The organism is uncultured Spongiibacter sp., from assembly GCF_964011655.1.
Taxonomy (GTDB): Bacteria; Pseudomonadota; Gammaproteobacteria; order Pseudomonadales; family Spongiibacteraceae; genus Spongiibacter; species Spongiibacter marinus.
This window is the reverse complement of sequence record NZ_CAXGPO010000005.1, coordinates 121,361-144,753: the sequence shown is the minus strand read 5'-3', so window position 1 is coordinate 144,753 and position 23,393 is coordinate 121,361. Positions and strand designations below refer to the sequence as shown.

Annotated in this window: 23 protein-coding genes; 15 read left to right on the top strand and 8 right to left on the bottom strand. The window is 56.1% G+C overall.

The genetic code is table 11. From position 1 onward, the window contains the following. Positions 1-133: 133 nt before the first annotated feature. Positions 134-1,438, bottom strand: coding sequence for a tyrosine--tRNA ligase (tyrS, locus tag ABNS66_RS04570; RefSeq protein WP_348655231.1), 1,305 nt, complete (start codon positions 1,436-1,438; stop codon positions 134-136). Positions 1,439-1,687: 249 nt separating this feature from the next. Here tyrS and ABNS66_RS04565 point away from each other — a divergent pair, with 249 nt between their 5' ends. Further along, complete coding sequence (locus ABNS66_RS04565) at positions 1,688-3,031, top strand: peptidoglycan DD-metalloendopeptidase family protein (RefSeq protein ID WP_348655230.1); 1,344 nt, start codon at positions 1,688-1,690, stop codon at positions 3,029-3,031. Next, positions 3,028-4,149 (top strand): anhydro-N-acetylmuramic acid kinase, encoded by a 1,122-nt coding sequence (locus tag ABNS66_RS04560; RefSeq protein WP_348655229.1) that lies wholly within the window; start codon positions 3,028-3,030, stop codon positions 4,147-4,149. The genes ABNS66_RS04565 and ABNS66_RS04560 overlap by 4 nt, the downstream gene beginning before the upstream one ends. A gap of 8 nt (positions 4,150-4,157) precedes the next feature. Here the strand turns inward: ABNS66_RS04560 and ABNS66_RS04555 are convergent, their stop codons facing one another. The 4 genes from ABNS66_RS04555 to ABNS66_RS04540 form a co-directional block, all read right to left on the bottom strand. Continuing rightward, a complete protein-coding gene (locus ABNS66_RS04555; RefSeq protein ID WP_286696211.1) occupies positions 4,158-4,826 on the bottom strand; it encodes an OmpW family outer membrane protein in 669 nt (222 codons plus the stop codon). Between the two features lie 181 nt (positions 4,827-5,007). Continuing rightward, positions 5,008-5,361: an iron-sulfur cluster insertion protein ErpA gene (erpA, locus tag ABNS66_RS04550; RefSeq protein ID WP_027873028.1), complete on the bottom strand. Its 354-nt coding sequence runs from the start codon at positions 5,359-5,361 to the stop codon at positions 5,008-5,010. Between the two features lie 80 nt (positions 5,362-5,441). After that, complete coding sequence (argC, locus tag ABNS66_RS04545; protein ID WP_348655228.1) at positions 5,442-6,482, bottom strand: N-acetyl-gamma-glutamyl-phosphate reductase; 1,041 nt, start codon at positions 6,480-6,482, stop codon at positions 5,442-5,444. Between the two features lie 15 nt (positions 6,483-6,497). Beyond that, on the bottom strand, positions 6,498-7,898 hold the full coding sequence (locus tag ABNS66_RS04540; RefSeq protein WP_286696213.1) for a chloride channel protein: 1,401 nt from the start codon (positions 7,896-7,898) through the stop codon (positions 6,498-6,500). 133 nt (positions 7,899-8,031) lie between these two features. On the opposite strand from ABNS66_RS04540, the gene hemJ reads away from it, so the two are divergent. The 5 genes from hemJ (at position 8,032) to ABNS66_RS04515 (ending at position 12,443) form a co-directional block, all read left to right on the top strand. Then, positions 8,032-8,451, top strand: a complete 420-nt coding sequence (hemJ, locus tag ABNS66_RS04535; protein WP_027873030.1) for a protoporphyrinogen oxidase HemJ — start codon at positions 8,032-8,034, stop codon at positions 8,449-8,451. Between the two features lie 117 nt (positions 8,452-8,568). After that, positions 8,569-9,852, top strand: a complete 1,284-nt coding sequence (gene hemL, locus ABNS66_RS04530; protein WP_348655227.1) for a glutamate-1-semialdehyde 2,1-aminomutase — start codon at positions 8,569-8,571, stop codon at positions 9,850-9,852. Positions 9,853-9,876: 24 nt separating this feature from the next. Next, positions 9,877-10,887, top strand: a complete 1,011-nt coding sequence (hemB, locus tag ABNS66_RS04525) for a porphobilinogen synthase (RefSeq protein WP_348655226.1) — start codon at positions 9,877-9,879, stop codon at positions 10,885-10,887. An 85-nt stretch (positions 10,888-10,972) separates the two neighbouring features. After that, entirely contained in the window at positions 10,973-11,710 is a 738-nt protein-coding gene (locus ABNS66_RS04520; protein ID WP_204997394.1) for a TIGR04219 family outer membrane beta-barrel protein, read from the top strand. A 106-nt stretch (positions 11,711-11,816) separates the two neighbouring features. Beyond that, positions 11,817-12,443, top strand: a complete 627-nt coding sequence (locus ABNS66_RS04515) for a hypothetical protein (protein ID WP_348655225.1) — start codon at positions 11,817-11,819, stop codon at positions 12,441-12,443. On the opposite strand, the gene ABNS66_RS04510 is transcribed toward ABNS66_RS04515, so the two are convergent. After that, on the bottom strand, positions 12,405-12,980 hold the full coding sequence (locus tag ABNS66_RS04510) for a CoA pyrophosphatase (protein WP_204997405.1): 576 nt from the start codon (positions 12,978-12,980) through the stop codon (positions 12,405-12,407). The two genes, ABNS66_RS04515 and ABNS66_RS04510, sit on opposite strands and share 39 nt — an antisense overlap. Positions 12,981-13,040: 60 nt before the next feature. After that, on the bottom strand, positions 13,041-14,195 hold the full coding sequence (locus tag ABNS66_RS04505; RefSeq protein ID WP_239547925.1) for a pyridoxal phosphate-dependent aminotransferase: 1,155 nt from the start codon (positions 14,193-14,195) through the stop codon (positions 13,041-13,043). Positions 14,196-14,395: 200 nt separating this feature from the next. Here ABNS66_RS04505 and dksA point away from each other — a divergent pair, with 200 nt between their 5' ends. The 5 genes from dksA (at position 14,396) to ABNS66_RS04480 (ending at position 20,473) form a co-directional block, all read left to right on the top strand. Beyond that, the gene (dksA, locus tag ABNS66_RS04500) at positions 14,396-14,833 is read left to right on the top strand and encodes an RNA polymerase-binding protein DksA (protein WP_027873037.1); all 438 of its coding nucleotides are present in this window, start codon (positions 14,396-14,398) and stop codon (positions 14,831-14,833) included. A 39-nt stretch (positions 14,834-14,872) separates the two neighbouring features. Continuing rightward, positions 14,873-15,742: a tRNA glutamyl-Q(34) synthetase GluQRS gene (gene gluQRS, locus ABNS66_RS04495; protein WP_348655224.1), complete on the top strand. Its 870-nt coding sequence runs from the start codon at positions 14,873-14,875 to the stop codon at positions 15,740-15,742. Between the two features lie 68 nt (positions 15,743-15,810). Continuing rightward, positions 15,811-15,984 (top strand): hypothetical protein, encoded by a 174-nt coding sequence (locus ABNS66_RS04490; RefSeq protein ID WP_204997390.1) that lies wholly within the window; start codon positions 15,811-15,813, stop codon positions 15,982-15,984. Then, the gene (locus tag ABNS66_RS04485) at positions 15,977-18,967 is read left to right on the top strand and encodes an ATP-binding protein (RefSeq protein ID WP_204997389.1); all 2,991 of its coding nucleotides are present in this window, start codon (positions 15,977-15,979) and stop codon (positions 18,965-18,967) included. The genes ABNS66_RS04490 and ABNS66_RS04485 overlap by 8 nt, the downstream gene beginning before the upstream one ends. 72 nt (positions 18,968-19,039) lie before the next feature. Then, on the top strand, positions 19,040-20,473 hold the full coding sequence (locus ABNS66_RS04480) for a sigma-54 dependent transcriptional regulator (RefSeq protein ID WP_348655223.1): 1,434 nt from the start codon (positions 19,040-19,042) through the stop codon (positions 20,471-20,473). A 143-nt stretch (positions 20,474-20,616) separates the two neighbouring features. Here ABNS66_RS04480 and ABNS66_RS04475 read toward each other — a convergent pair whose 3' ends face one another. After that, positions 20,617-20,982, bottom strand: coding sequence for a hypothetical protein (locus tag ABNS66_RS04475; RefSeq protein ID WP_348655222.1), 366 nt, complete (start codon positions 20,980-20,982; stop codon positions 20,617-20,619). Between ABNS66_RS04475 and pcnB the strand changes: the two genes are divergently transcribed. The 3 genes from pcnB to ABNS66_RS04460 are packed head-to-tail and all read left to right on the top strand — an operon-like array spanning position 20,954 to position 23,380. Next, positions 20,954-22,222 (top strand): polynucleotide adenylyltransferase PcnB, encoded by a 1,269-nt coding sequence (pcnB, locus tag ABNS66_RS04470; protein WP_348655221.1) that lies wholly within the window; start codon positions 20,954-20,956, stop codon positions 22,220-22,222. The two genes, ABNS66_RS04475 and pcnB, sit on opposite strands and share 29 nt — an antisense overlap. After that, positions 22,219-22,725 (top strand): 2-amino-4-hydroxy-6-hydroxymethyldihydropteridine diphosphokinase, encoded by a 507-nt coding sequence (folK, locus tag ABNS66_RS04465; protein ID WP_348655220.1) that lies wholly within the window; start codon positions 22,219-22,221, stop codon positions 22,723-22,725. Before pcnB ends, folK begins: the two co-directional genes overlap by 4 nt. After that, positions 22,715-23,380, top strand: coding sequence for a deoxynucleoside kinase (locus tag ABNS66_RS04460; protein ID WP_204997386.1), 666 nt, complete (start codon positions 22,715-22,717; stop codon positions 23,378-23,380). Before folK ends, ABNS66_RS04460 begins: the two co-directional genes overlap by 11 nt. The last annotated feature ends 13 nt before the right edge of the window (positions 23,381-23,393 follow it).

The window sequence follows — 23,393 nt, the reverse complement described above, 5'->3', positions numbered from 1 at the left end:
CCGTCTCCGTAAGCGAGGTGGCGCATTATAGAGACCCAAACCCCAGAGTCAACACACCGCAACAAACTAATTACAAAAAAATGACAATCGATCAAAACTACAGCAATTAACGGTCAAAACAGCAGCAGGTTGATCAGCGAATCACCAGCAGCTGGTACTTCTTCTTCCCAAGACGCACTACATAGTAGCCATCGCCCAGCGCCTTTTCCGCCGCAAAGACCTCTGCAGCCTTCATATTGTCATCCATACCCGCAGCGACAGTGTTCACCCACACTGCATTTCGCCCCAGCGCATCCTTTACCTGCTTGCCCGCCGCCATTCCGACATCGGCAAGCAGCTGCGTGAGCGGTCGCTCCAGCAAGTCACCTCGCGACAACTCAGCCGAGGGCAAGCCATCCAACCGCAGTTGCTCCAGATCGGCCACCGAAAGATCTGCCAGTTCACCGGAGAACAACGCCTCAGTAATACGCTGCGCCGCCGCGAGCCCGTCATCGCCGTGAATCAGCGCCGTCATCTGCTCTGCCAATACGCGCTGCGCTTGAGGGCGACCTCCCGCCTGCGCGTCTTCGGCTTCTATTTCAGCAATCCGCTCTACACTCAGGAACGTGAAGTAGCGCAGGAATTTGTATACATCGGCATCGGCGGTCCCCAACCAGAATTGATAGAAGGCGTAAGGCGATGTCTTTTCCGGATCCAGCCAAATCGTGCCGGACTCCGTTTTACCGAACTTCGTACCATCAGCTTTGGTGACGAGCGGCATTGTCAAACCGTGCACAGCACCGCCATGCATTCGGCGAGTCAGGTCGATACCCGCTGTAATATTCCCCCACTGATCTGAACCACCCAACTGCAAGCTGCACCCATGACGCTTATGCAACTCTGCAAAATCCAGGGCCTGAAGCAGCGAGTAGCTAAACTCGGTAAATGAAATCCCAGAGCCCTCACGATCGATTCGCTGCTTCACAGACTCCTTGGCAATCATGCTATTCACCGAGAAGTGCTTGCCGACATCACGCAAGAACTCAAGCGCTGTCATGGGCCCAAACCAGTCCAGGTTATTCGCCATCTCCGCGGAATTATCACCGCAGTCAAAACTCACGAAGCGCGATATTTGGGAGCGCAAACGCTCAACCCACCCCGCCACCACATCAGGCGTGTTCAACTGCCTTTCCTGTGCTTTAAAGCTGGGGTCACCAATCAAACCGGTCGCACCACCCACCAACGCTATGGGTTTATGACCGGCATCCTGAAAACGCTTTAGCGCCAATAGCGGCACTAAATGGCCAATATGTAAACTGTCTGCAGTGGGGTCAAAGCCACAATACAAGGTCCGAGGAGCTTCAGAGAGGTACTCCGAAAGACCGTTTTCGCCGGTCATTTGCGCGATGAGCCCACGCGCCTCCAAATCGGCCAGTAACCGAGTATCGAGCCTTGTCATGTTTAAAAGAACCTTAATTCACTATTTCTGTCATACCAAACGCAGGGTACTGCGTCGACGCGAAAGGCAGGGACTGCCTAGGGCCGAGCACGATACAACAAGCCCTGTAAAAATGGAACGCGGCCCCTAGACCGCAGGCGCCACAAAAGCTAGAAATTACGTTAACATTCGGTAAATACGCCTTATAGCACCACAAGTCTTTGTTATAATGGTCAAAAAAACGCCAAATGACATTTACCCGGAACCACGATGCTTGACCGCCAAAAAAAACGACACACAGCCTTCCGGGAAGGCCCTCGCTTCCCACGGCGGCATTTAGCTATTGCCGCGTCAACGCTGATCGCCTTGGGGATCTCCCTGCTGATGCTGCCCGGAGAAAATGCCGAGGCCAAACGCACAGCGATTCCTCTTAACCTGGAACTCACGCCGATCAGCCCGAGCGAACAGGAACCGGACCCCCTCTCACCCATAGAACCGCAGCGCGAGTGGCTGGAGATCGAGGTTCGGCCAGGCGACTCGCTCTCAAGCATTTTCAATCGCGCCAAGCTGAGCCCGCAAGACCTACACGAGCTGATAAGCACCGCTAAGAAAACCAAGGCATTGAATCGCATTCGCCCCGGCCAGAAACTCGGCTTTCAGATTAGCGACCAAGGCAAGCTGGACGCGATGAGCCTGCAAGTTGATAAGCTCAACAGCCTGATATATGAGCGCGGCGTAACCGGCTTTTCTACGACAGAAGTCAGCGAAACCCCAGAGGTTCGACAACGCGTCGCGAGTGCGACCATTACCAGCTCTCTATATAAAGCAGCGCAAGAAGCCGGCGTCAGCCAGAGCATCATCATGGAGCTTGCCAATATTTTTGGCGGGGTTCTGGACTTCGTCTACGATGTGCGGAAGAACGATTATTTCATCGTCATCTATGAGGAGCTCTACCTCAATGGAGAACACCTTGGCAGCGGCCAAATCCTCGCGGCCCAGTACTTTAATCGCGGCGACTCCTTCCAAGCGTACCGCTATGTGAACAAACAGGGCGAGATCGACTACTTCTCGGAAAGCGGCGAGAGCATGCGCAAGGCGTTTTTGCGAGCCCCACTCGATTTTACCCGCATCAGCTCCCGCTTTGACCCCAAACGCCTTCACCCCGTCTTTAAAACGGTACGCCCGCACCGAGGCGTTGACTACGCAGCCCCCCGCGGCACGCCGGTATATGCGGCAGGCGATGGCAGAGTGCTGGAGGCCGGCTACTCAAGAGCAAACGGCAACTACGTTTTTATCAAACACGGCGAAGCTTACGTGACCAAATACCTCCACCTGCACAAGCGCGCCGTGTCTCGCGGAGAACGAGTTCGCCAGCGGGAGACTATTGGCTGGGTAGGCTCAACAGGCTATGCCACGGGGCCACACTTGCACTACGAATTCCTGATGAATGGCGTGCATCGCAACCCCGCCACGATCGTCGACAAACTGCCGCCGCCCACTCGCGTCGGGCGTAACGATATGCCGGACTTTTTACAACAGATCAGCGGTCTGCAGTTACAGCTGCGCACCTATGCCGCACAGCGCAACTACAACAGCCCCGGCTCCGAAGGGTGAGCAGCTCGCTATATATTGGGCTGATGTGTGGCACCAGCCTCGATGCAATAGACATTGCCCTGATTGACACCGCGAACCAGTGCGAACTACTTGCCGCCGCCGAGGCACCACTGCCCAGTGCGCTTCGCAACGCTCTACTCGCACTGTGCAGTGCTGGCGACAACGAAATTGAGCGAATGGGCCAAGCCGATCGCGAGCTTGCCCTCGCCCTTGCGCAAGCGGTGAATCAGTTTCTGCGCTCCCAAAGCTTAAACGCTCAACAGATCGCCGCCATCGGCTCCCACGGCCAAACAATACGGCACCGCCCCACAAGCCCGCAAAGGCCTGTCGAGCAGGCATATACACTGCAGATTGGCGACCCAAACACAATTGCCGAGGAGACCGGCATAACCACCATTGCCGACTTCCGTCGCCGCGATATCGCCGCTGGCGGCCAAGGTGCACCGCTCGTCCCCGCCTTCCATGCGGCCGTCTTCTCCCGCGCGGGCAGCAATCGGGTGATCGCAAATATCGGCGGTATGGCCAACATCACTGTATTGCACAAGAACGGCAGCGTTAACGGCTATGATACCGGCCCTGGCAATGTCCTTATGGACAGCTGGATTCAACATCGCAGGAATAGCGAGTACGACCGCGATGGCGACTGGGCCCGAAGCGGAACCGTAGAGACCGGCTTACTCGAGAAGCTACTCGACAACCCCTATTATCGGCAAACCGGCCCCAAAAGCACCGGCCGAGAGCACTACAACCTTGCCACCCTGAAGGCGCTGCTAAATACACTCCCGCCAATACCCGACAACGACGTTCAGGCAACGCTGCTTGAAGCAACAGCGGTAACATTGAGCGATGCAATTAAAGCTGAAAACTTGGAGGGCGAGGTATCGCTATTTCTTTGTGGCGGAGGAGCATATAACGGCGCATTGCGGCAGCGGCTTGAAGAAAAACTATCAGAGATGGTCGTTGAAAAGACAGATGCTCTCGGCATTCCGGCCAACGCAGTAGAGTCTGCCGCATTTGCGTGGTTGGCCTATGCCGCGCTCAACGGCAAGCCCGGCAATGTGCCAAGCGTAACGGGCGCCAAAGGCGCCCGCATACTAGGGGCTATCTACCCCGGCTAAGTTAGCGTTTAAAATTTGTAACCCACGCTAATGGTGTAAACCATTGGATCCACATCGATATCTGCGGTGAACTTACTGCCACCGTCAGTGCGAATTTCGGCCTCAGTTTCCAGGTCGAGCCAACGCGCCGACGCATTCACCAACCAACGCTCGTTCACGTGGTAGTCAGCACCCACTTGCAAGGCAATACCGAATGAGTCTTCAAGGTCGATACTGCCCTTGTCTACCGCGCTTTCGAATTCAGACGTCAGGTCCTCGTCAAACAGCACTGTATAGTTCAAACCCACACCCGCGTAGGGTTGAAAGCCGTTCACCGATGCAAAGTGATAAACCATGCTCAAGGTGGGTGGCAAATGTTTGAAGGTAGCGATATCAACACCGGCTAACGCACCGCGACCTGTCGCCGTATGTTCGAACGGTGTTGCCGCTAACAACTCGACCCCCCAGTTCGCATCCAGCATATACTCGGCGGTAATACCCAGCTGCGTGTCGCTGTCCAGGCCCACTTTCGCGGCCATTGGGCTTCCATTCGCAACGATATTATCGCTACTTTCCCGCGGGTCAGTCGTGGTAACACCACCACGCACCACCCAATCACCAGCTTCGAAACTGTGTGCGGCAATTGGCGCTACCAAGCTACCGAGAAGAAGGGGAACCCATGCTTTCATCTGTTTCATATCGTCATCCTCATGAGGAGTTATCTTCGTTCTGGGTTCCATTAGAACGAATTTTCTGAGGGCGACTCTTGATCTAGATTAAGCCTTACTAAAAATAAGGGAATTTAGCGATTGCATAAAAAAATACTGACTGGCGCCAGTATCTTAAATGCGCGTCAGCGCAGATTTACTCAGACGAGAGTTAAATAGAAAAGGACGAACCACAACCACAGGTGGTACTGGCATTTGGGTTGCTAACAACAAAACGCGAGCCTTCCAAGCCTTCGGTATAGTCCAGCTCAGCACCTTCAATATACTGATAACTAAGCGGGTCGACCAGGACGACAACACCCTCTTTCTCAACCAGCGTATCGTCTTCCTCTGCCAACTCGTCGAAGGTAAAACCGTATTGAAAACCAGAGCACCCACCACCGGTGACAAACACCCGAAGCTTGAGGTCATCATTCGCCTCTTCTTCCATCAGGTGCTTAACCTTCGCCACAGCACGCTCCGTTAACTGCAAAACTGACGGCGTATACTCTTCTACTACTGACATACCTTACCTCACTGCTTTTACCCAAAGGGCAGGACACAATTATCCTCTTATCCGAGTAAAACAGTCAAGAATACCAAACACTAGGGCAACAGCGCGACATCATCCAGGCCCGCTGACTCATCCAAGCCGAACATCAGGTTCATATTTTGAATGGCCTGACCCGAAGCACCTTTTACGAGGTTGTCGATCACTGACAGTACCACCAGCGTGTTGCGGTTTTGCGGGCGATGCAGCGCAATACGGCAGGTGTTTACGCCGCGCACTGTCCTTGTTTGCGGCAGACTTCCCAGCGGCATTACGTCGACAAAGGGCGCATCGGCGTAGCGCTTTTCAAACATAAATTGCAGCTCGTCCAAACCCACGGCGGGGTCCAACAGCTCTGAGTACAAGGTAGCGTGGATACCGCGCACTTGTGGCAACAAATGCGGTGTGAAGGTCAACTGCACGGGCTTGCCCGAGGCTACCGATAATTCTTGCTCAATCTCGGGCAAGTGGCGATGCCCCGCCACACCATAGGCTTTAAAGCTGCCATCTAACTCAGCAAACAAGGTATCCACCTTCGCCTGCCGGCCAGCGCCACTCACGCCTGACGCCGCACTGGCAATAAGCCGTTGATCGTCAATTAGCTGCTGTTCAAGCAACGGCAAAAACCCTAACTCCACTGCCGTGGGGTAACAGCCTGGACAAGCGATTAAGCGAGCATCTTTAATCGCAGCACTGTTACTCTCTGGCAGCCCGTATACGGCCTCAGAGAGCAATTCTGGGCAGGCATGCTCTTCGTTATACCATTGCGACCACAACGCAGCATCGCGGATACGGAAGTCGGCCGACAGGTCAATTACCCGAGTACCTGCGGCAAGCAATTCCGGCACCAACTGCATAGCAACGTTGTGGGGGGTCGCGAAGAACACAACGTCGCAGGAAGACAGTGCTGCCACATCGGGCACCGAAAAGGCAAGGTCGCAAACGCCGCGCAAACTCGGAAAGAGCTGATCAACCGGCACGCCGTCTTCGGCCCTTGAGGTAATCATTGCCACTTCAGCATTGGGGTGGGCGGCAATAAGGCGCAGCAGCTCCGCACCGGTATACCCCGTTCCACCAACAATCCCAACCTTTAACACGGGCCTATCTCCTATTCACTTATCTGTCGTCGATGAAGTATTGCTAGCGACCTCATCATCTTGCTTGCTTTTGAGCAAATGCTCCCAACTGCGAACTAAATCCTGTGCGAGCACGTGGTATACCGGCTGCGGCATTACCAGCTTTGAAACGACCGTTGCCGCTAATGCACTCACCATTAAGGCCGGTAGTATATCGTGATTATTCCCCGTTAACTCTAAAACAATCACGAAGGCGGTGATTGGCCGCTGCACCACACCAGCAAAATAGCTCGCCATGCCAACGAGTATCAATGCTGTCGCCTGCACATTGGGGAAGAGGCTCGTCATCGATGCACCCAACTCCGCCCCCGCCGCTAAACTGGGCGAAAATATCCCGCCGGGGATACCACTGAAATAGGTAAGCATCGTCGCCAGAATCCGGCCAAACGCCGTCCACCAGCTGCCCTCCGCTTGCTGAGCCAGCAGCGCTTTTGCCTCCACGTAGCCACTACCCATGGTCGCGCCGCCGGATACCAAGCCCATCAGCGCCAACACCACGCCAATCACCATTGCCACCCGCATTGGTCGCGCTCGCACCAAAGGCGCCACCGCACGACTTCCTTCGACCAAAAAGAAACTGAACAGACCACCGAGTAATCCGCAGACGACACTGGCAGCAATAATGAAGGGGTAGTCTTCAAACGGCATGGCGGTGACATCTGGCACGCCGAAGTAACTGTAATGACCAGCAAACATGAGCACGACAACACCCGAGAGGATGATTGCCATAATCAACGTCCCGGTCGTGCGCGCCTCCATCGACTGCTGCAGCTCTTCGATGGCAAAAACGATACCGGCCAACGGTGCATTAAATGCAGCAGACACTCCAGCGGCACCCCCGGCCACAATCAGGCTGCTTTCAATTTGTTTTTGCTTCAACTTTGCCCAATGGCCAAATTGATACATTAGCGCGGCGCCAACATGTACGCTGGGACCCTCACGCCCCACTGTTGCCCCCAACAGCAACGCGGCACAGGTTAGCAGTACTTTTAATATCGCGACCGGCAGCGATAGGAAGGGGCCTCGAAGCCAGTGATAACTCTGTTTGTGCACCAACAGCACCTGCGGTATCCCACTGCCTCGCGACGCCTTGGCCAAACGGTTCATCAACCACACAATCGCCATCAGGCCGAGTGGCGTTATCACCAGAAACGCATACGGATACTGCGAGTGCGCGTGCTCAAAAAGAGAAAAACTCTCCTCAGAGAGCCAGGCGAACCCCTGTATCACCAACCCCACAGTTAAGGCGCCAAGCCAAAACACCGCACGCATTTTCCAATCTTCCAGCGTACCGAGCTGACGCCGAGTGTGACGACGGTTCAATATCCACCACAAACGCAAGCGACGACGAGCGCGAGCAATGATGCTGTATTCCATGCCAATAAAGCCTGCGGGTAATTGCGAGAAGTGAGATAGCAGCCTAGCCAGACTGCCCAATAAGCGCGCAACTATTGTATGCTAAAGCCACCTACCGCCCAACTGCTGAGTAACATAAGCGAGCCCCACCCCCATGCTCTGGTTTAAAGCCCTGCATATTATTGCCGTTGTTTGCTGGTTTGCCGGCATATTTTACCTCCCCCGCCTGTTTGTTTATCACGCCATGGCTGAAGACGCCGCCACCCAGCGTCATCTCTCGACCATGGAGCAAAAGCTCTACCGCTTCGTTAGCCCGTTTGCGATGTTGACCGTCATCTTTGGCATCGCCATGATGGCGTACAACCCCAATTACTACCTGCACGCTGGCTGGCTGTGGCTTAAGCTGGCCTTTGTCGCCTTCTTAATCGTTTACCACCTATACTGCGGCAAACTCGTAAAACGCTTTGCGAATAACGAGAACCAACGTGGCCACGTGTTTTACCGCTGGTTCAACGAAGCGCCCGTTATTGCGCTGTTCGCTATTGTATTTCTTGTTGTACTCAAACCCTTTTAAAACCCGTATACCCAGTGAAGCCGACGACAAGATGTCGCGCTTCCCTAGGAAAAATCGCCCCAAGTCGGGATAATACCCGGCGCTTATCTGCCCAATATTGAGGTTCTCGCATCTACCATGAGTCGTTCAGAGCAGCTATTCCAGCAAGCCCGTCAACACATCCCCGGCGGTGTAAACAGCCCAGTCAGAGCCTTCAAAGCCGTTGGCGGCACCCCGCGTTTTATTGAGCGCGCAGAAGGAGCCTATGTCTTTGATGTCGATGGCAAACGCTATATCGACTACGTTCTCTCGTGGGGGCCTATGCTGCTCGGTCACGCCAACCCCTCAGTGATTACTGCGGTAACAGAACAAATTCAAAAGGGCCTCAGCTTCGGCGCGCCCACCGAAATAGAAACACGACTGGCAGATCGTCTTTGCGACATCGTTCCCGGCATGGACATGGTGCGCATGGTGAACTCTGGCACCGAGGCAACGATGAGCGCGATACGCCTGGCGCGAGGTGCCACGGGGCGAGATAAAATTATCAAATTCGAAGGCTGCTACCACGGTCATTCCGACTCCCTGCTAATCAAAGCCGGCTCTGGAGCACTGACCTTTGGCGTACCCAGCTCACCAGGGGTACCGGCCGCACTCGCCGAGCATACCGTCACCCTCAGTTACAACGATGTTGAGGGCGTACAAAAGGCGTTTGCTGAGTTTGGCGACCAGGTTGCCTGTGTGATCGTTGAGCCCGTCGCGGGCAACATGAACTGCGTTCCCCCGCTGCCCGGCTTCTTAGAGTGCCTGCGCGAGTGTTGCGACGCCCACCAAAGCCTGCTGATTATCGATGAAGTAATGACCGGCTTCCGCCTTGGCCTGCAAGGCGCTCAAGGCTATTACGGCGTAACAGCAGACATCACCTGCCTGGGCAAAGTGATCGGCGGCGGCATGCCGGTGGCTGCCTTCGGCGGTCGACGCGACATTATGGAGCAGCTGGCACCCAGCGGCCCCGTCTATCAAGCGGGAACCCTGTCCGGCAACCCCGCAGCCATGGCCGCCGGTCTGGCGATGATTGACGCCATTTCTCAGCCGGACTTCTACAACATACCCTTCGCTCGCACTGACATGCTTATTAATGGCTTACATGCACGCGCTGAAGCGGCTGGCATTCCCCTGAGCAGCAACCATGTTGGCACCATGTTCGGTGTGTTCTTCACCGAAGAGAAACGCATCAGCAACTACCAGCAGGTCATGGCCTGTGACACCGACCGCTTTAACCGCTTCTTCCACGGCATGCTGGAGGGCGGCGTATACCTCGCCCCAGCGTCCTATGAAGCAGGCTTTATGTCGGCGGCCCACACTGAGGCCGATATTCAGGAAACGCTGGATGTTGCTGAGCGCGTGTTCGCCAACCTTCGCTGATCCCACATTACAAGGATGCAAATCATGACGACCTCCCTGCAACGCGGTGCTTTTCCTGCCACGCGGATGCGTCGCTTACGCGCAGCTGATTTCAGTCGCCGCTTGGCGCGCGAAAGCTCACTCACGCCGGACGACCTGATATACCCGATGTTCGTCCACGAGGGTGAGAATCGGCGCGAGGCCGTGGCGTCCATGCCCGGAGTCGAGCGGTTGAGCATCGACCTGCTTGCCAAAGAAGCGAAAGCCCTGGTCGAGCTAGGCATACCGGCGATTGCCCTGTTCCCTGTTGTCGGCGACGGCGGCAAATCTCTTCACGCCGAAGAAGCTTACAACCCCGACGGTTTGGCGCAGCGAGCGATCAGAGCCGTCAAAGATGCCGCGCCCGAACTGGGCGTGATTACCGATGTCGCCCTCGACCCTTACACCACGCACGGCCAAGACGGCATCATTGATAAGCACGGCTATGTACTCAACGACATCACCACCGAAGTACTGTGTAAGCAGGCTCTCGCACAAGCGGATGCTGGCGCCGACGTCGTGGCCCCCTCTGACATGATGGACGGCCGTATCGGCGCCATCCGCCAGAACCTCGAAGCCGCGGGGCACATCAATACCTGCATACTCAGCTACGCCGCCAAATATGCATCGAGTTACTACGGCCCGTTCCGCGACGCCGTCGGCTCAGCGGGCAACCTGGGTAGCGGCAACAAGTACAGCTATCAAATGGACCCCGCCAACAGCAACGAAGCACTTCATGAATGCGCTCTCGACCTTGCCGAGGGTGCCGACATGATCATGGTGAAGCCCGGCATGCCCTACCTGGACATTGTTCGCCGAGTGAAAGATGAGCTGCGTGTCCCCACCTACGCCTACCAAGTGAGTGGGGAATACGCCATGCACTGCGCAGCATTCGACAATGGCTGGCTGAATCGCGAAGCAGTCATTTTGGAATCGCTACTGTCATTCAAGCGCGCTGGCGCCGACGGTGTTTTGAGCTACTTTGCCAAAGAAGCGGCAATATTACTGAACCGCTAGTCTTTACCCTGTAACAGGGAGGACTTATGGTTCTAAAACAATAGTTACGCACAACAAGAAATAACGACCACAACAGGGGAAGAGCATGATCAACAAAAAATTGATGACCGCAGCAATGCTAGCGACATTCGCGGCCGGCACACAGGCCGACATTCTCGGTGCCACAGCAGGTGCCTATCAGTGGAAGCAAAGCTGGGAAGGTGACGTTCAATCAGGCCCAGACGCCATCGACATGAACGACGACCTGGGCTACGACGACGAGACGGGCACCAGTATTTACGTCGCCCTGGAACACCCCATTCCGGTACTCCCTAATATCCGCCTGCAGCGCACCGACCTGGATATTTCTGAGCGCAACAACCTGTCTCGCACTTTCACGTTCGAAGGAGACGTCTACACCGCGGCTGATACCGTCGATTCAACGACCGACCTCACGCATACCGATGCCACGTTCTACTACGAAGTGTTGGACAACTGGGTAAACCTGGATGTCGGCCTGACGGTTCGTATGTTCGACGGTGAGGTTCGCCTGGCCACCACCGGCCGCGAAGGTTCGATCGAGCTGGATGCGCCGGTACCGATGCTCTACGGTAACGCACGTTTCAACCTGCCCTTAACCGGTTTGTATGCACAGGCAGTGGGCAATGTGATTAGCTTTGGCGACAACAGCGTGACCGACATGGCAGTAGGACTGGGCTACGAAGTCGCTATCGTGTCTCTGGAAGTCGGCTACCGCAACTTTGACGTCTCGCTGGAAGATGACGACGAAGAAGCCAGTGTGACTGTCGATGGCATTTACTTTGGCGTTAACATCGACATCTAAGCCCCGCGGTAAATAGAGGCTTCACAAACGCGCAGTACGGGGAACCGCTGCGCGTTTTTATTTGTCTGATGACCACATAGCCCTGCGATAACCCGAGTACGACAACATGCTCAGATTATTCGGCCCACTGCTACTCTCATTGCTAAGCCCATCAGTCCTCGCCTGCGACTGCCTGTGGCAGGGCCCCTTCAAAGCCGTATACGACAACGCCGACCTGCTCGCGCATGTGCGTGTTGAGGCCACCAAAGGCAATAGCGCCGACCTCAGGTTATTAGAGACCCTATCCGGAAAAGAGTACCGTGAGAACATTCGCTTGTGGGCAGACACTGGTGAACTCTGCCGCCCCGAAATCGACCAGTTCAGCGAGGGCAGCGAATGGGTTATTGCGGCGCAGCGCATCGACACCCCGCCCGAAGATAGCTTTAACCCCTTCAAGCCCAACATCAGTTTTGGCCGCCGAGGCGATTACTTTTTGTCCAGCTGCGGCGTATATTGGCTCCCGGTCAAAGGCGGACGCGTCAGCGGTAACATATTAACGGCAACCCGCTGGCAGTACCTCGACCCAAAAAAAACGCCAGTCATCATGCCCTTGTTTTACCAGTGGCTAAATGGCGAAGTCAGCGACGCCACGCTAAACGAAGCCGTTCGTCCGCAGCCAGCCTCTCGCCAACTGCTTAACGATACAAAAATATTCCTATGGCAGCTTGAGCGGGAGCGGAGCGAGACCGAGTAACTCGTCCAGCATCGCCAGGGACATTCCCCATATCCGCCGACCACCATAAAAGTAGCAGGGTAAATTCAACGCCAGCTTTCCCCTGCGCCACTCCATTCGCTCGCGGTTACTGTGGTCCATTAAAAATGCCAGCGGCACCCATACTGCTTCGGCCACTTCGTGATTGGGGGTAATACCCACCGGCGTATGCAAGCGGTAAACGTAGGGCGAAACCACCATTGGCCGGCGCCCGGAGTGAGGCCTGCTGACCAAATCCGACAATCGGCCAATGCAATGACCGGCCTTTTCCAAATCGACACCCAGCTCTTCCAAGGTTTCGCGCTCTGCAGTGCGAATGCCCGTTATGTCATCTGGATCCATGCGCCCACCGGGAAAACCCATGTGACCGGACCAGGGGTCGCCCTCCCTTTCGGCCCGCTTTATCATCAAAACCTCTAACTCATCAGCATGCTCGCGAAGCACAAGCGCCACCGCCGAGCGCTTAACCCAACGACGCCACCAGCGGCGGCGCGGGCGCGATGCGCTGAGTGCCGACATGAGATGTTTCAGGGTTAATTTGCTGCCTTTCACCGTTTTCAGCCTCGCGTTTCCCAGAACTTAGCCATAAAGGCGTTGCAAGCGATCTACCGCTTTTTCCAGTTGCGCCATACTGGTGGTATAGGCAAACCTAACATGCTTCTCTGCACCGTAACGGCCGAAGTCTGCCCCCGGTGTTATTGCAATGCCGTGCTCCTCGAGTAATTCCAGGCAAAATTGCTGGCTGTCCTTGGCAAACCGGTCAATGCCCGCGTAAAGGTAGAACGCCCCAGCGGGACAATGTGGAATCGAAAAACCGAGGTCGCGCAGCGCTGGGTACAAGAAGTCGCGGCGACGGGCAAACTCGTCTCGACGCGCATCCAGAATCACTCTGCTTTCAGGGGCAAACGCTGCCAAAGCGCCGTACTGCCCCATCGTCGACATGGAAATAAATAAATTCTGCGCGAGCTTCTCTAAATGAGGCACCGCCCACTCCGGCGCCACCAGCCAGCCCAGCCGCCAGCCGGTCATACCAAAGTATTTTGAGAAACTGTTGATCACAAAGGCCTCGTCGGTAATCGACAGGACACTCGGTGCCGCCTCGCCAAAACTCAGGCCATGATAAATTTCATCAACAACGAGGTGGCCGTTGCGCTGTTTGCAGAGCGTGTGCAGATCGCGCAATTGGCTGGCGCTCAGTATCTCGCCACTCGGGTTGGCGGGCGAGGCCACCATCACCCCGCAGGTATTGGGGCGCCAGTGCTGCTCGGCAAGTTGCGCATCGAGCTGATAACGCTGCTCGGGACCAACCGGCACCAATTGACCCTCACCCTCGACCAAACGCAGGAAGTGACGATTACAGGGGTAGCCTGGGTCGGTCATCAACATTCCCTCACCAGGGTTGACCAGCAGGCCCGCCAGCAACATCAGCGCTCCACTCGCGCCCGGCGTGATCATGATGCGCTGCGGATCGATGTCCAATCCGTAGTCACTGCGATAATAGTCTGACAGTGCCTGGCGCAGCTGAGGAATTCCCGCAGCGGGACTGTACTGAGTCTCGCCACGCGCCAACGCCTGCTGCGCAGCGACAACAATGGGCTCTGCCGTTGTGAAGTCAGGCTCACCGGCCGCCATGTGAACAATATCCTCACCGGCCTGCTGCAGGGCCTTGGCGCGAGTGAGAACCTCTACAACACGAAACGGTTCAATATCAGCGAGACGATCCGCGAAACGCATTACCACAACGACCTCCAGTCCGTTTTTCAGCCCCCTAGTGTAACAGCGCCCCTCACCCACCGGCAGCGCTACATCGCTTTCTGCGCGTTTTTCTGTAGCACCAACTACACTTATCTGGTAGTTTTGCCGGTTTGGCGGCACAGCGTCGCGCGCACATCCGCGGTCTGCGGTTAACGGCTTGTTAATAAAGAGGGCCAAGCATGCCTGCAAAGGACACAGCACAAGAAAGCCTCAAGTCATTTGTTCCCTACGTTCCAAAAAAGGGCGAGGAATACATGAACGAGGCGCAAAAAGATCATTTCCGTAAAATCCTGTTCAGCTGGAAGGCCGAACTGATGGAGGAAGTTGATCGCACGGTAACTCACATGAAAGACGAGGCGGCGAACTTCCCCGATCCCGCCGACCGCGCCACCCAAGAAGAAGAGTTCAGCCTGGAACTTCGCACCCGTGATCGCGAGCGCAAGCTGATCAAAAAGATCGACGCCACGCTCGACCTTATTGATGAAGACGACTACGGCTTCTGTGACACCTGCGGTATTGAAATCGGCATTAAACGCCTAGAGGCACGCCCAACGGCGACACTGTGCATTGATTGCAAAACCCTGGACGAAATTAAAGAGCGCCAGGAGCGCGGTTAAACGACAGGGCGGCCACCGCCGCCCCATAAGTCTCTGTGTATGGCCCACTCCCACGCTGGCTATGTCGGCCGCTTTGCACCTTCGCCTACCGGCCCCCTGCATTTCGGCTCACTGTGTAGTGCGCTCGCAAGCTATTTAGATGCCCGCGCTCACAACGGCCACTGGCTGCTACGTATAGAGAACCTAGACCCTCCTCGCGAACAAGTCGGCGCCGACCACGCCATTATCGAGTCGTTAAAAGCCCATCGGTTGCTCTGGGATGGCGAAGTACTCTGGCAAAGCGATCGCCTGAGAGCCTACCAAGATGCACTGGACCAACTCCTGACAGCCGAACACGCCTTCCTTTGCAGTTGCTCGCGCGCGCAGCTGGCAAGTCGTAATGGCATTCATCTCGGTAGCTGCATTGCCCCCCTGGACCGCAACGACGCGGCCGTCAGGCTGCGCACAAACCACCAAACCTATACCATCGAGGACCGACTGCTAGGCCCACAGCAACACCGCGTCGAGGACGGCGGCGATGTCGTGCTAAAGCGCCGGGATGGTCTGTTCGCCTACCAACTTGCCGTCGTCGTCGACGATGCCTACAGCGGCATTACCGATGTCGTTCGCGGCAGCGACCTGCTCAGCTCCACAGCCTGGCAATGGTTGCTGCAAGAGCGCCTGAACTACGCGCACCCAAGGTACCTCCACCTCCCCCTGCTCACTGACGACAAAGGGGATAAACTCAGTAAACGCAGCCACGCCCCAGCACTAGACAACAGCTGCGCCGAGGACAATATTCGCACTGCGTTGCGCTACCTGGGTCAGCCATCGCCACCACCACTAGGGAGCCTTGATGCAGTGCTAACGTGGGCGGCTCAGCATTGGTCTGCCAGTGCGATTCCCCACAGCGATATCGTCGTGCGCTAACACAGGCTTTGCAGTTTGCCGATGCGGCAGTAATAATTCGCACCATTACCTCTGCACACGGCTCACTCATGCGCTTACAAGCCCCACTACTATTGCTGCTCTGTTTCATGGTGGTGTTCACCCCCACGCTGAACCACTGGATATACAGCGGCGGGCAGGCCTGGTACCGACTGCATTTACTGTGGCTGGCCGTTATTGTTTTTGTTTTCCTGGCCAACTATCGGCGCAAGCGCGATGTTTGAAGCCAATGTTCTGCTGCTCTGCGCGCTCGCCTATCTGCTCACCTTGTTTGCCATCGCTTATGCCAGTGAGCATCGCTGGCTGCCGAGCAAGTTAATTGATCACCCGGCGGTCTATGTTTTGTCGCTCGGTGTCTACGCCAGCGCTTTCGCTTTTTACGGCGTAACGGGCATGGCCAAGGCCTATGGCCTGGGTTACCTTAATTATTACCTTGGCATTTCAGCTGCACTGTTTTTGTTACCGATCGTTATTACCCCGCTGTATCACATCTGCAAAAACTACCAGCTGCATTCACTGGCCGACTTGTTGAGCTTCCGCTATCGCAGCCAGTGGGTAGGCTCTTTAACGACTGTTTTCTGCAGCATCGCCATGTGGCCGCTGCTGGCGATGCAAATTCAAACAGTCTCCGATGCCACGCTACTACTTACGCCCTCAGCATCTGAGACTGACAGCAGCACGTTCAGGCACCTGTCTGCATTTATGTTCTGCCTGATCATTAGCCTGTTTACCATCCTCTTTGGCTCTCGCAATTTATCCTCGCGCGATAGCCACCAGGGGTTAGTCGTCGCACTGGCATTCGAGTCGCTGGTTAAACTTGTCGCTTTTATTTGCCTGGGCGCCGCGGCGATATTTGGCATATTCGGCGGTTTCAGCGACATGCAGAATTGGTTGCAAACTCAGCCTGAGTTAATTGAAAAATTACGAGATGCCAGCCAGCGAGAAAATGCCCGCATGATGCTGGTGCTGTTCTTCTCGGCATCGCTGTGCATGCCACATGTCTTCCACATGCTCTTCGCGGAAAACCCCAGTGGCAAAAAACTCTACGGCGCAGGCTGGGGCCTCCCCCTTTATTTATTGCTTATCAGCCTGCCCGTACTGCCACTTTTGTGGGCAAGCACGGCAATTGGCGGCGGGGAAAGTAGCGGCGACTATGCCGCGCTGCACGTGCTGAGCGCGCTTGATAGCCCTTTACTCACATTGCTCGTATTCATTGGCGGGATCTCCGCGGCCAGCGGCGCAATTATTGTCGCCACCCTGGCAACCGCCTCCATGAACCTCAACCACATTGTCCTGCCGCTACACAGCCCCCAGCGCCGCCCAGGCGATATTTATCGCCAATTGCTCTGGTCGCGACAGCTGCTGATATTCACCACCATCATGCTGGGCTACTTGCTATACGTCCTTATCCCTGAGCGGCAAGTGCTCAGCTCACTGGCCGTCATTTCCATCGCCGGTTGCGCGCAGTTTCTACCCGGTTTGCTGGCGGTCATGTACTGGCCCTCTGCAAACAGAAACGGCTTTATCGCCGGACTGCTTACCGGCTTTTCTGTCTGGCTACTCGGCCTGCTGATACCAGCATTTGGCCTGGAAACACCTGCGCTAATCCTTGCCCTGCCAGGCATCGACCCCAGCCGAGGCCCGCAGTGGATGGAGATCGCCACACTCTCACTCGGGCTAAATGCCTTTGTAATGATCCTCGTCTCACTATTAAGTGAAACCTCCAAAGAAGAACAAAGCGCCGCAGAAGCCTGCGCCATTGACGACTTAAACCGCCCTGGCCGCCAGGCACTTACGCTCAAAAGCGCTCACGAGATGCGCCACCGCCTTGCCGAGTCGCTCGGCAGCGCCGTCGCAAAGGAAGAGCTGGATCGGGCTCTGGAGGAACTCCAACTCGACGACAATGAGACCCGCCCTTACGCCCTGCGACGTATTCGCGACCGCATAGAGGTCAACCTCTCTGCGTTACTCGGCCCGACGATCGCCCGCAGGGTCATCGACCGCAGCCTGCCTTATGCCAGCAATTTGATGGGCGAGGGCGAAGACATCAATTACATCGAAGATCGCTTAGAGCATTATCAGGCCCACCTCACGGGGCTGGCCGCCGACCTCGACGCCCTGCGGCGGTACCACCGCCAAACCCTCGAAGATTTACCCACAGGCGTCTGCGCCTTGGCCGCCGATCAGGAAATCCTGCTGTGGAATAAAAGCATGGCGACCATCACCGGCGTGGCCAGCGGCGATATCACCGGGTCCAGCCTCAGCGGGCTCCCCGCCGAGTGGCAAACCTTGCTGCGAGATTTCAGCGCGAGCAAAGACCAACACTGGAGCAAGGCAGGCATTGTTGTCGACGGCGCGCCCCGCTGGCTAAATCTCCACAAAACGGATTCCGAGCTGCCCGGGCGCGACGAGCTGATTATCGTCGTTGAAGACATCACTGACACCCAGCTGCTGGAAAAAGAACTCGGACACCAGGAGCGACTAGCCTCTATCGGCCGACTGGCCGCTGGCGTTGCTCATGAAATCGGCAACCCGGTCACCGGTATCGCCAGCCTGGCCCAGAACCTGCGCTATGAAACCGACGACCCCCTACTACTGGAAAGCGCCGAACAAATCGTCAAGCAGACCCAGCGCATTAGCAGCATTGTGCAAAGCCTGGTCAACTTCGCGCACAATGGCCGCGAACACCCAACGCGAGCGAAAGAGGCGGTTGCGATACGCAGCTGCATCGCCGAGGCCATTCAGCTACTCGAGCTCGATCGCGCCGCCGAGCAGGTCCGCTTCGTGAATCAATGCCCCACTGACCTCGACGTCGCCGGCGACCAGCAACGGCTAATGCAGGTATTTATTAATTTGCTCACCAACGCCCGGGATGCCAGCCCCGGCGGCGGCCAGGTGACTATCGATGCCAATGCAGACGACCACCGTCCCTGGGCACATATTCGAATCAGCGACCAGGGCGGCGGCATCGATGCAGATTTGATCGAGCAGATATTCGAGCCATTCTTTACCACAAAAGAACCTGGCAAAGGCACCGGACTAGGCCTTGCTCTGGTCTATCGAATCATCGATGACCTCGGCGGCGAAATCAGCGTAGAAAGCCCCTATAACGACGGCGCTGAGCGCGGCACCCGCTTCCATATCCGGCTGCCTCTGGCCTGTCACCTCAGCGGCGACTGCGCTCCCCCAACACCCTCTGAAAAGTAGAAATATAGAGCCGGACGCGTTATGTTGTTCGGCTGAACTCAGGCAAGCAAATGTAGCGATGGAGTCCTCAATATGCCTCGTATTTTGATCGTTGAAGACGAAGATGTCATTCGCCTTGCGCTGCGGCGCCTGCTCGAACGCAACGACTATCAGGTAGACGAGGCCGGTTCGGTTCAAGAGGCCCTGGAGCGCTTCGACCTCAATAGTTACCAGCTACTGATCAGCGACCTGCGGCTGCCCGGCGCACCGGGCACGGAGCTGATTAGCAAAACCGAGCGCCCGGTTCTTATCATGACCAGCTACGCCAGCTTGAAGTCCGCGGTCGACTCGATGAAACAGGGGGCAATTGACTATATTGCCAAACCCTTTGACCACGATGAAATGCTGGAAACCGTCGCGCGCATCATTGCCGATAACGCCAGCAACCCGCCGCCGATGCCTGGCCAGCAAAAAGCTCTGCAGGCAGACACCAGCGGCATGATCGGTAGCTGCAAACCCATGCAGCGATTATATGAATACATCAACCGCGTAGCCCCCACCGACACAACCGTACTGGTACATGGTGAAACCGGTACCGGTAAAGAGCTGGTGGCCAGAGCCATTCACAGCCAGAGCACCCGCGCAAACAAACCCATCGTTTGCGTGAACTGCGCGGCAATACCTGAGACTTTAATTGAGTCAGAACTTTTCGGATACGAAAAAGGTGCCTTTACCGGGGCGAACGCCAATCGCATCGGCCTTATCGAAGCCGCGGATGGCGGCACGCTCTTCCTCGACGAAATTGGCGAGCTGCCACTGGAAGCGCAAGCGCGCCTGCTGCGCTTCATTCAGGAAGACGAAATCCGCCGCATCGGTTCAGTGGAGTCAAACAAAGTCGATGTACGGCTGATTTGCGCCACGCACCGCGACCTCAAAGACATGGCCCACAATGGCCGCTTCCGCGAGGATTTATATTACCGCATCAATGTGATGAAGCTGGAACTCCCCCCTCTTCGCGAACGCGGCAAGGATATCCTGGAAATCGCAGAAACACTGCTTAGTCGGCGCTGCGAGGCACTGGGGCGGGGGCCACTCAAATTCAGCCCCAAAGCCATCCAAGCAATTACCACCTACGTGTGGCCCGGCAATATTCGCGAGCTGGAAAACGCTGTGGAGCGCGCGGTGATTCTCTGCGAAGGCGATGAGATCGACAACGAGCTATTGGATATCGATCTGGAGCTGGTAGACATCAGCCAAATTCGCGGCCGCAAACCCGACCGTAATCGCAGCAGCAATAATCTGGGAAGCGATCGCAAAGACAGCCGCCCCAGCAGAGTGCGAAGCTCGGATCCCGCGGAAGACCTGTCACTCGAAGACTACTTCCAACGCTTTGTACTGGAACATCAGGACAGCATGAGCGAAACAGAGCTCGCACAGAAACTCGGTGTTAGCCGAAAGTGCCTGTGGGAAAGAAGACAACGCTTGGGCATTCCGCGCAAGAAGAGCTCACGCTCCAGCAGCAACTGACACCGTTACCCAAACCAGCTACGCGTAACAAACGCCGTTTACTAAGGTAACAACCGGCCATAAAAATCATGTCGCCGCCAACCTCACAAAAACACAACTCATTGATTTATATAGAAAATAAAAAGTTGGCACAGGCAGTGCATTTATAAGCGGCAAAGAAGAATAACAAATACAATAAAAATAATAAGAACGCGGAAAAATAAAAATAATAGACGTAGTAAAAAGACCTGGGTGGGGAAGACATTGTTTTCCCCTTCTTCATTTCTGGCCCCTCGAAAACCTTTCCCTTTCCAAAAAGCGCCTTCAGTTCTGCTTGTGCTAGAATACTCGCTTTGCCCTTCCAGGCTGACATCGAGAGCAATGAGCGCAAACACCGTTTCAGGACTTTGGAAAAAACTCGCTGGCAAACTAAGCCGTTCCAACAAAGGTTCGCATAGCCCGACTATTATCCCCCGCGACGACCACGGCGTGTCGCGCAGCATGATCAGCGACAGCGCCCTAAAGGTCATTCACCGCCTCAACCAATCGGGCCACGAGGCCTACCTTGTAGGCGGCGGCGTCCGCGACATTCTGTTGGGCGGCGACCCCAAAGACTTTGACGTCGCCACCGACGCCACCCCCGAGCAAGTAAGGGGCTTATTCCGCAACAGTCGCATCATTGGCCGGCGCTTTCGCATAGTCCACGTCCGCTTCGGGCGCGAAGTTATCGAGGTGACCACCTTTCGCGGCAGCCACGATGCCCCCACTTCGCAGAGCAGCCCGAAAGGCAAACACTCTGCACGCAATGAAGCCGGCATGCTGCTGCGGGATAATGTCTATGGCAGCATCGATGAAGATGCCATGCGCCGCGACCTCAGCATTAACGCGCTGTACTACTCCAGCCGGGACTTCGCCATCTACGACTTCGTCGGCGGCATCGAAGATTTGGAGCGCAGACTGATACGCGTAATCGGCGACCCCGAAACACGCTATCGAGAAGACCCTGTGCGCATGCTGCGCGTTGTGCGCTTTGCTGCCAAGCTAGACTTCGACATTGAGGCTGCAACAGAGGCGCCCTTGCGGGAACTCGCGCCACTGCTTGGCGATATCGCCGCCGCCCGTATGTTTGACGAGGTGCTAAAACTATTCATGGGTGGCCGCGCTCTGCAAACGTATGCCCTGATGCAGCGCTACGGGCTATTCGCCCCACTATTCCCTGCCACTCAGCGCTTGCTTGATGAAGAGTGCCCGGAAACACAAGAGCTCATTCACCAGGGCCTGGCAAATACCGACGCGCGCATTGCCGCAGGCAAGCCAGTCACCCCGGCCTTCCTTTACGCGGTACTGTTATGGCCAGTCGTGAAGAAGCTGCATAAAGAGGTGCTGGAGGATGGCGTCCCGCCGATTCCGGCCCTTCATCAAGCCGCCGAGCGCTGCCTCCACAAGCAGCAGCAACGCATTGCTATTCCCAAGCGCTTCTCGCTGCCTATGCGCGACATTTGGGAGCTACAGCTGCGCTTTGAGCGCCAGTCCGGCAAACGCGCCTCGCAATTAGTCGAGCATCGCTATTTCCGCGCCGGTTACGATTTCCTGCTATTACGAGAGCAATCCGGCGAAGTCAGCGAGCAGCTCAGCCAGTGGTGGCAAGCATTCTATGAGGCGCAGCCAACAACTCGCAGCGATATGCAAAAGCACACCAACGACGCCGCCGAGCGGGAGCGCAACCGCCGCCCCAGACGTCGACGCAGAGGTCCGCGCAAGCCATCATGATTCGCTGTTATATCGGCCTGGGCAGCAACCAGGCCTCTCCGCTCGCACAAATTTACGGCGCCCTGAACGCACTGCGGCGGCTGCCGGGCAGCCGCTTAGTGGAGAGTTCACGGTTCTATGGCAGTCGCGCTATCGGCCCTGGCGAACAGCCCGACTACATCAATGCCGTCGCCGCGCTAGACACCGCGCTCTCCCCTGAAGACCTGCTCGCCGCCCTGCAACGCATTGAGCATCAGCATGGTCGCAAACGCGATGTACGCTGGGGCGCGCGCACACTAGACCTGGACATCCTGCTGTACGGCGAACAATACATAGACAATAGCACGCTGCAGATCCCGCATCCGCGCATGCCCATGCGCCCCTTCGTACTCGCCCCACTGGCAGACCTGTCTGAGGAACTTGCCCGGCAACACAGCCAGCTCAGTGCGCCGACCGACCAGTGGGTAGGCAGCGAAGAACTCTGGCTGATAGGCACTGAAGAACTGTCGCAATATGCAGAATAGACCGCTGTTCAAGTCCGACGCACCACCACGCCATATCGCTATAGAAGGCCCGATTGGTGTGGGTAAAAGCACACTGATGCGGCGCCTTGCTGAATCATTAGGCTACGCAACCCTCGAAGAGAAGGCGGACGAGAACCCCTTTCTGGAGCGCTTTTACAGCAATCGCCAGCACGCCGCTCTCGCCACACAGCTGTTTTTTCTGTTTCAGCGCGCCCAGCAGCTCAGCGATCTGCAACAAAGCGACCTCTTTGCTCAGGGCTACGTCGCCGACTTCCTCTTTCAAAAAGATCCGCTATTTGCACAACTCACCTTAGACGCCAACGAACTTGAGCTATACCAAAAGGTTTACCAACAACTTGCCGTCGACCTGCCACCGGCCGATCTTGTGATTTACCTACAAGCGCCGAGCAAGGTACTCAAGGATCGCATCCAGCAGCGCGGCGTTCGCTTTGAGCGCAATATCGACAGCCATTACCTGGAGCAGGTAAACGAGGCGTACAGCGAATATTTTCTTCATTACAGCGCATCGCCACTCTTGATCGTGAACGCAGAAGATATAGACTTCGCCCACAACGACCGCGATTATCAGCAACTACTCGACTATTTGCTGGAAATTCCCAGCGGTCGCCATTACTTTAACCCCACCTTCTTCTGAGTCTCCGCGAGGC

Coding starts and splice junctions, on each gene's coding strand:
- tyrS (WP_348655231.1), bottom strand. CDS start 1,438: ATGACAAGGCTCGATACTCGGTTACTGGCCGATTTGGAGGCGCGTGGG.
- ABNS66_RS04565 (WP_348655230.1), top strand. CDS start 1,688: ATGCTTGACCGCCAAAAAAAACGACACACAGCCTTCCGGGAAGGCCCT.
- ABNS66_RS04555 (WP_286696211.1), bottom strand. CDS start 4,826: ATGAAACAGATGAAAGCATGGGTTCCCCTTCTTCTCGGTAGCTTGGTA.
- erpA (WP_027873028.1), bottom strand. CDS start 5,361: ATGTCAGTAGTAGAAGAGTATACGCCGTCAGTTTTGCAGTTAACGGAG.
- ABNS66_RS04540 (WP_286696213.1), bottom strand. CDS start 7,898: ATGGAATACAGCATCATTGCTCGCGCTCGTCGTCGCTTGCGTTTGTGG.
- hemJ (WP_027873030.1), top strand. CDS start 8,032: ATGCTCTGGTTTAAAGCCCTGCATATTATTGCCGTTGTTTGCTGGTTT.
- hemL (WP_348655227.1), top strand. CDS start 8,569: ATGAGTCGTTCAGAGCAGCTATTCCAGCAAGCCCGTCAACACATCCCC.
- hemB (WP_348655226.1), top strand. CDS start 9,877: ATGACGACCTCCCTGCAACGCGGTGCTTTTCCTGCCACGCGGATGCGT.
- ABNS66_RS04520 (WP_204997394.1), top strand. CDS start 10,973: ATGATCAACAAAAAATTGATGACCGCAGCAATGCTAGCGACATTCGCG.
- ABNS66_RS04515 (WP_348655225.1), top strand. CDS start 11,817: ATGCTCAGATTATTCGGCCCACTGCTACTCTCATTGCTAAGCCCATCA.
- ABNS66_RS04510 (WP_204997405.1), bottom strand. CDS start 12,980: ATGTCGGCACTCAGCGCATCGCGCCCGCGCCGCCGCTGGTGGCGTCGT.
- ABNS66_RS04505 (WP_239547925.1), bottom strand. CDS start 14,195: ATGCGTTTCGCGGATCGTCTCGCTGATATTGAACCGTTTCGTGTTGTA.
- dksA (WP_027873037.1), top strand. CDS start 14,396: ATGCCTGCAAAGGACACAGCACAAGAAAGCCTCAAGTCATTTGTTCCC.
- gluQRS (WP_348655224.1), top strand. CDS start 14,873: ATGGCCCACTCCCACGCTGGCTATGTCGGCCGCTTTGCACCTTCGCCT.
- ABNS66_RS04490 (WP_204997390.1), top strand. CDS start 15,811: ATGCGCTTACAAGCCCCACTACTATTGCTGCTCTGTTTCATGGTGGTG.
- ABNS66_RS04485 (WP_204997389.1), top strand. CDS start 15,977: ATGTTTGAAGCCAATGTTCTGCTGCTCTGCGCGCTCGCCTATCTGCTC.
- ABNS66_RS04480 (WP_348655223.1), top strand. CDS start 19,040: ATGCCTCGTATTTTGATCGTTGAAGACGAAGATGTCATTCGCCTTGCG.
- pcnB (WP_348655221.1), top strand. CDS start 20,954: ATGATCAGCGACAGCGCCCTAAAGGTCATTCACCGCCTCAACCAATCG.
- ABNS66_RS04475 (WP_348655222.1), bottom strand. CDS start 20,982: ATGACCTTTAGGGCGCTGTCGCTGATCATGCTGCGCGACACGCCGTGG.
- folK (WP_348655220.1), top strand. CDS start 22,219: ATGATTCGCTGTTATATCGGCCTGGGCAGCAACCAGGCCTCTCCGCTC.
- ABNS66_RS04460 (WP_204997386.1), top strand. CDS start 22,715: ATGCAGAATAGACCGCTGTTCAAGTCCGACGCACCACCACGCCATATC.